This is a genomic window from Arsenicicoccus sp. UBA7492, from assembly GCF_002479615.1.
GTDB classification, from domain to species: Bacteria; Actinomycetota; Actinomycetes; order Actinomycetales; family Dermatophilaceae; genus Arsenicicoccus; species Arsenicicoccus bolidensis.
In genome coordinates this window covers 1-8,095 of sequence record NZ_DLOE01000024.1, presented here as the reverse complement: position 1 = coordinate 8,095, position 8,095 = coordinate 1, and the positions used below count along the sequence as shown (strand labels likewise).

At 71.1% G+C, this 8,095-nt stretch carries 8 protein-coding genes; 5 read left to right on the top strand and 3 right to left on the bottom strand.

The features are described 5' to 3' along the window. On the bottom strand, nucleotides 1-980 hold a 980-nt coding region (locus tag B4E97_RS06560; protein WP_286959141.1), incomplete at its 3' end, for an alpha-amylase family glycosyl hydrolase. Nucleotides 981-1,023: 43 nt separating this feature from the next. Then, complete coding sequence (locus tag B4E97_RS06555; protein WP_239265448.1) at nucleotides 1,024-1,539, bottom strand: MarR family winged helix-turn-helix transcriptional regulator; 516 nt, start codon at nucleotides 1,537-1,539, stop codon at nucleotides 1,024-1,026. An 83-nt stretch (nucleotides 1,540-1,622) separates the two neighbouring features. On the opposite strand from B4E97_RS06555, the gene B4E97_RS06550 reads away from it, so the two are divergent. The 5 genes from B4E97_RS06550 (at nucleotide 1,623) to B4E97_RS06530 (ending at nucleotide 7,195) form a co-directional block, all read left to right on the top strand. After that, nucleotides 1,623-2,834 (top strand): homogentisate 1,2-dioxygenase, encoded by a 1,212-nt coding sequence (locus B4E97_RS06550; protein WP_286959140.1) that lies wholly within the window; start codon nucleotides 1,623-1,625, stop codon nucleotides 2,832-2,834. 8 nt (nucleotides 2,835-2,842) lie between these two features. Next, nucleotides 2,843-3,787 (top strand): hypothetical protein, encoded by a 945-nt coding sequence (locus tag B4E97_RS06545; RefSeq protein WP_286959139.1) that lies wholly within the window; start codon nucleotides 2,843-2,845, stop codon nucleotides 3,785-3,787. 152 nt (nucleotides 3,788-3,939) lie between these two features. Further along, nucleotides 3,940-5,154: a fumarylacetoacetase gene (gene fahA, locus B4E97_RS06540; protein ID WP_286959138.1), complete on the top strand. Its 1,215-nt coding sequence runs from the start codon at nucleotides 3,940-3,942 to the stop codon at nucleotides 5,152-5,154. Nucleotides 5,155-5,239: 85 nt separating this feature from the next. Next, nucleotides 5,240-5,485, top strand: a complete 246-nt coding sequence (locus B4E97_RS06535; RefSeq protein WP_286959136.1) for a hypothetical protein — start codon at nucleotides 5,240-5,242, stop codon at nucleotides 5,483-5,485. A 225-nt stretch (nucleotides 5,486-5,710) separates the two neighbouring features. Further along, nucleotides 5,711-7,195 (top strand): alanine/glycine:cation symporter family protein, encoded by a 1,485-nt coding sequence (locus B4E97_RS06530; RefSeq protein WP_029212443.1) that lies wholly within the window; start codon nucleotides 5,711-5,713, stop codon nucleotides 7,193-7,195. 21 nt (nucleotides 7,196-7,216) lie between these two features. On the opposite strand, the gene B4E97_RS06525 is transcribed toward B4E97_RS06530, so the two are convergent. Continuing rightward, the gene (locus B4E97_RS06525; protein WP_286959135.1) at nucleotides 7,217-7,747 is read right to left on the bottom strand and encodes a hypothetical protein; all 531 of its coding nucleotides are present in this window, start codon (nucleotides 7,745-7,747) and stop codon (nucleotides 7,217-7,219) included. Nucleotides 7,748-8,095 lie beyond the last annotated feature (348 nt).

The window sequence follows — 8,095 nt, the reverse complement described above, 5'->3', positions numbered from 1 at the left end:
CGGACGGCGTCGTCGCCGCCCTCGCGGTCCTCCTTGACGCCCTCGAAGGCCTGCTCGTCACCGTAGTAGAGCGAGGGCGTCCCGCCCACCGTCATGAGGCAGGCCACCGCGAGCACCGTCGCGGCCGGACCCACCCGCGAGGCGATGCGGGTGACGTCGTGGTTGCCGACGAAGGTCATCGGCACGAACGTGTCGAGCAGGGCGCCGTGCCGCTCGAGGGCGTGGGAGAGCTCGTAGAAGTTCTTGTCGTCGAGCGAGGACCAGAGGGCCTTCCACAGCTCGTACTGCGTGACGGAGTCCAGCGTCGACTCACGCACGATCGCGGCGTAGTCGCCGTGGATCACCTCCCCGACGAAGGTCGCCTCCGGGAACTCCGCCCGCACGCGCGGCAGCACCCGCGCCCAGAACGCCGGGTCGACGGCGTAGGCCGCGTCCAGCCGCCACCCGTCGATGCCCCGACGCAGCCAGTGCAGCATGACCTCGACGACCAGATCGACGACCTCGTCGCGGGTGTGGTCGAGCGCGACGAGGGACCCGTGCCCCTCGAAGACGTCCGGGCGGGGCCCGCCGTCGGCGTCCCAGTCGATGCGGAAGTGCCGAGCCGCGTGCGACTCCCGACCCTCGCCGAGGGCCTGCTGGTAGAGCGGGTCCTCGAGCCCGACGTGGTTGAAGACGCCGTCGAGCATGACCCGCAGGCCCCGGTCGTGCGCTCGCTTGACGAGCTCGTCGAAGTCGCCGTCGTCGCCGAGGCGCGGGTCGATGCGCAGGTGGTCCGTCGTGTCGTAGCCGTGGGTCGTGGAGGCGAACACCGGCCCCAGCTGGAGCCCGTTGGCGCCCAGCGAGATCGCGTAGTCCAGCCACCCGTCGAGCCGCTCGAGCGGGTGGGCGACCACGCTCTCGTCATACGGCTCCCTGATGGGCGCGCCCACGGCGCCCAGGGGATAGACGTGCCACCAGATGACGTGCTCGGTCCAGGCCATGCCCCCGAGTCTGCCGCATCCGTGCGGACCGGCGCGGGACGCGTCAGTGGCGCAGGCGGGGCGCGACGTCGTCGCGGGCCCCGACGAGCTTGTCCAGCAAGGTGACCAGCACGTGCTGCTCGGCGGGGCTCAGCGCCGCGGCCCAGGCCTGCTCCCGCTCGTGCTGCGCGGCGAACAGGGTGCGGATCTCCTCCACCCCGCGTGGCGTCAGCCCGAGCCGGACGGAGCGGCCGTCGTGGGGGGCGGGCTCGCGGCATACGAGCCCGTCGTCGACCAGGCCGCCGGTGAGGTTGGAGACCGCCGCGCGGGTGAGGCCGGTCAGCTCGGCGACGCGCTTGGGCTCCATCGCGCCGGCCAGCCACAGGACGTAGAGGATCCGGAAGGCCGACCAGGACCGGCCCGCGGGGCGGTGGATCGAGGACTCGAGGTCGTAGGTGACGATCCCGGACGCGCGGTTGAGCGTGAGGAGCAGCTCGGTGGCCCCGGGGTCGGCGTAGCCGGCGTCCGTGAGGCGGTCGCGTGCCTCGCGCACGAAGGACCAGAAGTCCAGCTCGCTCATCGCGCCCCCTGGTGCCTGTCGGACCCATCCGCTATAGTCCAGATAGTACACCGATGTATCAGTTGCGCGAGAGACGAGACGTCATGCCTCACTACCGCAGCGCGGGCAGCATCCCGCCCAAGCGCCACACGCAGCACCGCACCCCCGAGGGCGACCTCTACTACGAGGAGCTCATGGGTGAGGAGGGCTTCAGCTCGGACTCGAGCCTGCTCTACCACCGCAACATCCCCAGCGCGATCGTCGACGTGCGTCCCTGGGAGCTGCCGGACCAGACGCTCACGCCCAACGACCCCCTGCTGCCGCGCCACCTCAAGACCCACGACCTGCCCGCCGAGGCCGAGGGCCAGGGCCTCGACGCCGTCCGCCACCGACGCCTGCTCCTTGGCAACGGCGACGTCCGGATCAGCTATGTCGCGGCGACCGAGCCCAGCCCGCTCTACAAGAACGCCATCGGCGACGAGTGCTGCTACGTCGAGTCCGGGACGGCCACCGTGCAGACCCAGCTCGGGCACGTCGACGTGCACGAGGGCGACTACGTGATCATCCCGCGCGCGACCATCCACCGCTGGGTGCCGACGGGCGACGAGCCGGTCCGCGTCTACGCCATCGAGGCCAACAGCCACATCAACCCGCCGCGCGGCTACCTGTCCAAGCACGGGCAGCTGCTCGAGCACGCCCCCTACTGCGAGCGCGACTTCCGGCACGTCAGCGACCCGGTGATGGTCGACGAGCAGGACGTCGAGGTCTACATCAAGCACCGCGGGCGGGGGCCGTCCGGCATCGACGGCACGATCCACGTCCAGCCCCAGCACCCCTTCGACGTGATCGGCTGGGACGGCTGCCTCTACCCCTACGTCTTCAACCTGGCCGACTACGAGCCCATCACCGGTCGCGTGCACCAGCCGCCGCCCGCCCACCAGGTGTGGGAGGCCAACAACCTGGTCATCTGCAACTTCGTGCCCCGCAAGGTCGACTACCACCCGCTCGCGATCCCCGTGCCCTACTACCACTCCAACGTCGACAGCGACGAGGTCATGTTCTACTGCGGCGGCGACTACGAGGCGCGCAAGGGCTCCGGGATCGGGCAGGGCTCGATCTCGCTGCACCCGGCCGGTCACGCGCACGGCCCGCAGCCCGGGGCCTACGAGCGCTCGATCGGGGCCGAGTTCTTCGACGAGCTGGCCGTCATGGTCGACACCTTCCGCCCGCTCGACCTCGGCGAGGCCGCGCTGGCGACCGAAGACGACCGCTACCCCTACAGCTGGTCGGGCGGGCGCCGGCTGGGTCAGGGATGATCGGCCGTATGACGGACGCAACCGACGCACCCGGGGCCCCCGCACCGCTCGCGACCCAGCCGCTCGTCGCGGCGCTGCTCGACGACGCCGGCCTGTTCCCGCCCACCGCCCTCGCGATGGACGACGCCGTCGCCCGCCACCGGGCCGACCTGGACACCGCCCACCCGGTGCACACCGGCCGGTTCCTGTGCCCCGCGAGCCGGCTCGACGAGCTGCGCCAGGCGCTGCGCGAGGGGGAGACCGTCGACGTCGGCGTGGTCCTCGACCAGCCCCTCGCCTCCCTGCCGGGGCTCGCGACCTCCCTGGTCGGCGACCCGCGCCTGCAGCTCGGTGCCGTCGAGCTGCGGCTGCCCCTGGACCAGCCGCTCGACGCGGCGATGGGCGCGGTCGTGACGGCGGCCAGCGCCCTGCCCGACGCGGTGTCGACCTACGTCGAGATCCCCCTCGCCCAGGCCGACGACGGCGAGACGCGCGCTGCGCTGACCGCGGTCCACGAGGCGGGTCTCGGCGCCAAGGTCCGGTGCGGCGGCGTGACCCCCGACCTGTTCCCGAGCATCGACCAGCTCGCCGACTTCCTCGGTGCCGCAGCCGAGCTCGGGGCGCGCTTCAAGTGCACGGCAGGCCTGCACCACGCGCTGCGCTACACCGACGAGCAGACGGGGTTCGAGCATCACGGGGTGGTCAACATCCTCGTCGCGCTGCTGCGCGCCCAGGCCGGCGCCGACTCCGCCCAGGTCGCCGAGGCGCTCGGCAGCACCGACGCCGACGCCCTCGCGGCCGAGGCGCTCGCCGCGGACGAGGACGCGCAGCGACGCGTGCGGGCGGGGCTCGTGGCCTACGGCTCCTGCAGCACCGGCGCACCGGTCGAGGACCTCGCGGCCCTCGGCCTCACCTCGCCCGTCGAGGTGCTCGAGCTGCGCGACCCCACCCAGCAGGTCGACCAGCAGCAGTAGCCTCCCCCGCATCCGCAGCCACGCCCAGACCCGTAGCCGCACCACGCCGACCCGGCACCCCCGCCTGACCTCCGCCACCCGCACCGAACCACCACAGCCACCTCAGCCACCTCAGCCACCTCAGCCACCTCAGCCACCACGAAGGAGCTCACGTGACGACCACCTGGGTCGACATCCCGCAGGACAGCCCGTTCGGCCTCGACGCCCTCCCCTACGGCTCGATGGACACCGGCGACGACTTCGCGCACCTCGGGGTGCGCATCGGTGACCAGGCCCTCGACCTCACGGAGGCCGTGACCGAGCTGCCCGGCGAGTGGTCCGACGTCGTCGAGGAGGGCAACCTCGACGTCCTGCTCGCAGCGGGACCGGAGGCGTGGGAGCGGCTGCGCGCCGACATCCAGACGTGGCTGTCCGACGAGGCCCACCGACCCGTCGTCGAGAAGTACCTCGTCGACCTGGAGGGCGTCACGATGCTGATGCCGTTCACCGTCGGCGACTACGTCGACTTCTATGCCTCCGAGAACCACGCGTCCAACATCGGCCGGATCTTTCGCCCCGACTCCGAGCCCCTCACGCCCAACTGGAAGCACCTGCCGATCGGCTACCACGGCCGCTCGCAGACGGTGATCGTGTCGGGCTCGGACATACCACGGCCGCAGGGCCAGCGGCGGACGCCCGACGGCGACGTCGTCTTCGGCCCGTCGATCCGCCTCGACATCGAGGCCGAGCTGGGCTTCGTCGTCGGCGTGGGGTCAGAGCGCGGATCCTCCGTCGCCGTGAGCGAGTTCGACCAGCACGTCTTCGGCGTGACCCTTACCAACGACTGGTCCGCCCGCGACATCCAGGCGTGGGAGTACGTCCCCCTCGGTCCCTTCCTCGGCAAGTCCTTCGCCACGTCGATCAGCGGCTGGGTGCTGCCGCTCGCGGCCCTGAAGTACGCTCGCATCGAGCCGCCAGCGCGCGACGTGCCGCTGCAGGACTACCTCAAGGACGTCCCCGACCAGCCCTGGGGCCTCGACATCGACATCGAGGTGCAGCTCAACGGCGAGGTCGTCTCCCGCCCGCCGTACGCCCAGATGTACTGGACCGGTGCGCAGATGCTCGCCCACACCACCATCAACCGCGCCTCCGTGCGCACCGGGGACTTCTACGCCTCCGGCACCATCTCGGGCAAGGAGGTCGACCAGCGCGGCGCCCTCATCGAGATGACCTGGGGCGGGCGCGACCCGATCACCTTGTCCGACGGCTCCACGAGGTCGTTCCTCGAGGACGGCGACGAGATCGTGCTGACGGCCACCGCACGCGGGCGCGACAGCCGCCGCATCGGCCTCGGCGAGTGCCGCGGCCGCATCACCCCTGCCCGCTGACCTCTCCACCCTGCGGGGGAGCCGTCCCACGGATCTCGTCCGCGAGACGGATCCCCCGCCCAGGGTGGGGCCCTAGGTTCGAGTCATGGACAACACGCCGACCAAGACCACCAGCAAGACCACCAAGCAGAACGCCATGACGATCGCCCTCGCAACGGCCATCGGTGTCGTCCTGGCGATGACCACGGACAACTGGAGCCTGCTGGCCATCGCCGTGGCCGTCGGCTGCGTCTTTGCCGGGCTGCCCCTCGTCGGGCGCCGCAAGGACCAGCCCACCGACGCGCCCACCGAGGGTCGGGACGACTCCACCCCCACCCCGCTGCGCAGCTGAACGCCGCCCTGCGCCCGCTGCCCGCCGCCTTACCCGCACCGGCCCAGGCTGCGGGCGCTCCGGCATACCGGCCGCTTGGCGTCAGGTCACGGTCAGGACACGCTCAGCCTCAGGTCCCACCCCGGACGAGACGATATGCGCGTCGTTGCATAGTGTGTGCCGACGTCGCGCCCGCGACCGCCCGTCATCACCACGGCGGCCCCGATCTCGCACGAACGGACCCCCATGAACGCGATCCACGACGGCATCCTCGTCGCCAACGACAAGCTGACCTGGCTGCTGATCGTCCTGCTGGCGGCCGCCGGCATCCTCTTCACCCTGTGGAGCAAGGGCGCCCAGTTCCGCCGCTTCGGGACGATGGTCAAGGTGGCCATCGGCTCGCGCAGCGGCGGCGGGGAGGGCATCTCCAGCTTTCAGGCCTTCTGCATCTCGCTGGCGTCCCGCGTCGGCACCGGCAACATCGTCGGCGTGGCCATCGCCCTCGCGCTGGGTGGTCCGGGCGCGATCTTCTGGATGTGGGTCATGGCCTTCCTTGGCATGGCCACCGCGTTCGTCGAGGCGACGCTCGCCCAGCTCTACAAGGTGCCCCACACCGACGGCACCTTCCGCGGCGGCCCGGCCTACTACATGCAGCGCGGGCTGAAGTCCCGCCCGATGGGCATCGCCTTCGCCATCTGCCTGATCTTCACCTTCGGCCTGGCGTTCAACATGGTGCAGGCCAACACGATCGCCGGCGTCGTCGAGGGCACGTGGGGCATCCCCACCTGGATCACCGCGATCGTCCTGGTCGTCATCACCGCGGCCATCGTCCTCGGCGGGCTCAAGTCCGTCGCCCGCGTGACGGAGTACATGGCGCCGCTGATGGCGCTCGCCTACTTCCTGCTCGCCCTCACCGTGCTGGTGCTGCGCATCGGCGAGGTCCCCGACGCCATCGGCGACATCTTCAAGGGCGCCTTCGGCCTCGACCAGGCGCTGGCCGGCACCGCCGGCGGCATCGTCGCGGCGATGCTCAACGGCGTGAAGCGCGGGATGTTCTCCAACGAGGCGGGCATGGGCTCGGCCCCGAACGCCGCGGCCGCCGCCACCACCTCGCACCCCGCCCACCAGGGCATGGTCCAGGCGCTCGGTGTCTTCATCGACACGATCATCGTCTGCACCTCGACCGCCGTGATGATCCTGCTGGCCGGCCCCGAGGTCTACACGCCCGGGGTCACCACGCGCGACCAGGCGGCGACGCTCACGCAGACCGCCCTGGCCAGCGAGCTCGGCTCGTGGGTCGCCCCTGTCATGGCCTTCCTGATCTTCGTCTTCGCGTTCAGCTCGGTCATCGGCAACGAGACCTACGCCGAGGTCAACATGGACTTCATGCGTGGCGGCAAGGTCGGCGCGTTCGCAATCCGACTGCTCACCATCGGTGCCGTGGCCTGGGGCGCGCTGCAGAGCCTGGCCTTCGTGTGGGACCTGGCGGACCTGGCCATGACCTTCATGGCGGTGCTCAACCTGGTCGCCCTCATGGCGCTCGGCAAGCACGCGATCGCCGCGCTGCGCGACCTCGAGTCCAACCCGGACCCGGTCAACGCGGGCTTCGACCTCGACGACAACCCCTACATGCCGGACGACGTCCCCGGCGAGGTGTGGCGCCTTCGCCCGGGTCACGCGCCCGGCCAGTGGTTCGCGCCCAACGACGTCCACGAGGACGCCGACGTCTGACGGCAGGGCCCGAGGCGGTCGTCAGCACGTCCCGTCCGGGAGCGCCCCCTTGACGAGGAAGGTCTTGCCCTCGTCGCGCGACTCCAGGTCGTAGACGATCGCCTCGCGGCTCTGCCCCCTGGGCTTCGGCTTACGGTCGAGCCCCACGGTGACGTCCTTGCCCTTCTCGTCGAGCATGCGGACGTCACCGACGCTGCACACGCGCATGGAGGTCACCGGCCGGGGCCAGATGGAGTACTGCACGCGCTTGATCGACTCGAACCTGCGCTGGCCGACCATCCGGTTGCCGCCGGCCTCGATGCTGCGGCTCATGGCGTTGTGCTGCTCGAGATACTCCGGGGTGAGGAAGTCCGCCGAGGCCACCGGCCCGTCGACAGGGAGCTTCTCGAGCTTGCGCAGCGCGGCCTCGGAGGCGGTGAAGGCGTTCTGCAGGGCCTCCTCCGAGCCACCGGCGGCGGCCTTCTCGGTGCTGCACCCGGCGGCCCCGAGGGCGACGGCGACGAGGACCCCGACGACGACGTCGGCGCGAGGGCGGCTGAGGCGGTGCGTCATGGCTGCGATCTCCCGGGGTGGAGGGCGGAGCGCTGGCCTGCAGCGCCCACGGGCACGGTGCGTCGTGACGCTATCGGCCCGCCCACCGTCCCACTACCCGTGAGTAACTACGCCACCTGCCTGCACCACTCCGGTCGCTGTGCGTCGCCATACGACCACTTCCCGGCTCCAGGACCTCCCTCAGGTAGGCACATCCGCCCGGGTTGGCACGCCAGGCCGATGTGACGACCTGAGGTAGTCACACCAGCCCGGGTCCGGCAGATCGACCCGGCTTCGACACATCGACCGGCCTTGGGAACATCAGCCTGGAGGACTAAGGCGGGTCGATGAGTTCCTAAGGGGAGTCAA

Excerpts from the sequence above, each read along its gene's own strand:
- B4E97_RS06555 (WP_239265448.1), bottom strand. The coding sequence starts at position 1,539 with ATGAGCGAGCTGGACTTCTGGTCCTTCGTGCGCGAGGCACGCGACCGC.
- B4E97_RS06550 (WP_286959140.1), top strand. The coding sequence starts at position 1,623 with ATGCCTCACTACCGCAGCGCGGGCAGCATCCCGCCCAAGCGCCACACG.
- B4E97_RS06545 (WP_286959139.1), top strand. The coding sequence starts at position 2,843 with ATGACGGACGCAACCGACGCACCCGGGGCCCCCGCACCGCTCGCGACC.
- B4E97_RS06535 (WP_286959136.1), top strand. The coding sequence starts at position 5,240 with ATGGACAACACGCCGACCAAGACCACCAGCAAGACCACCAAGCAGAAC.
- B4E97_RS06530 (WP_029212443.1), top strand. The coding sequence starts at position 5,711 with ATGAACGCGATCCACGACGGCATCCTCGTCGCCAACGACAAGCTGACC.
- B4E97_RS06525 (WP_286959135.1), bottom strand. The coding sequence starts at position 7,747 with ATGACGCACCGCCTCAGCCGCCCTCGCGCCGACGTCGTCGTCGGGGTC.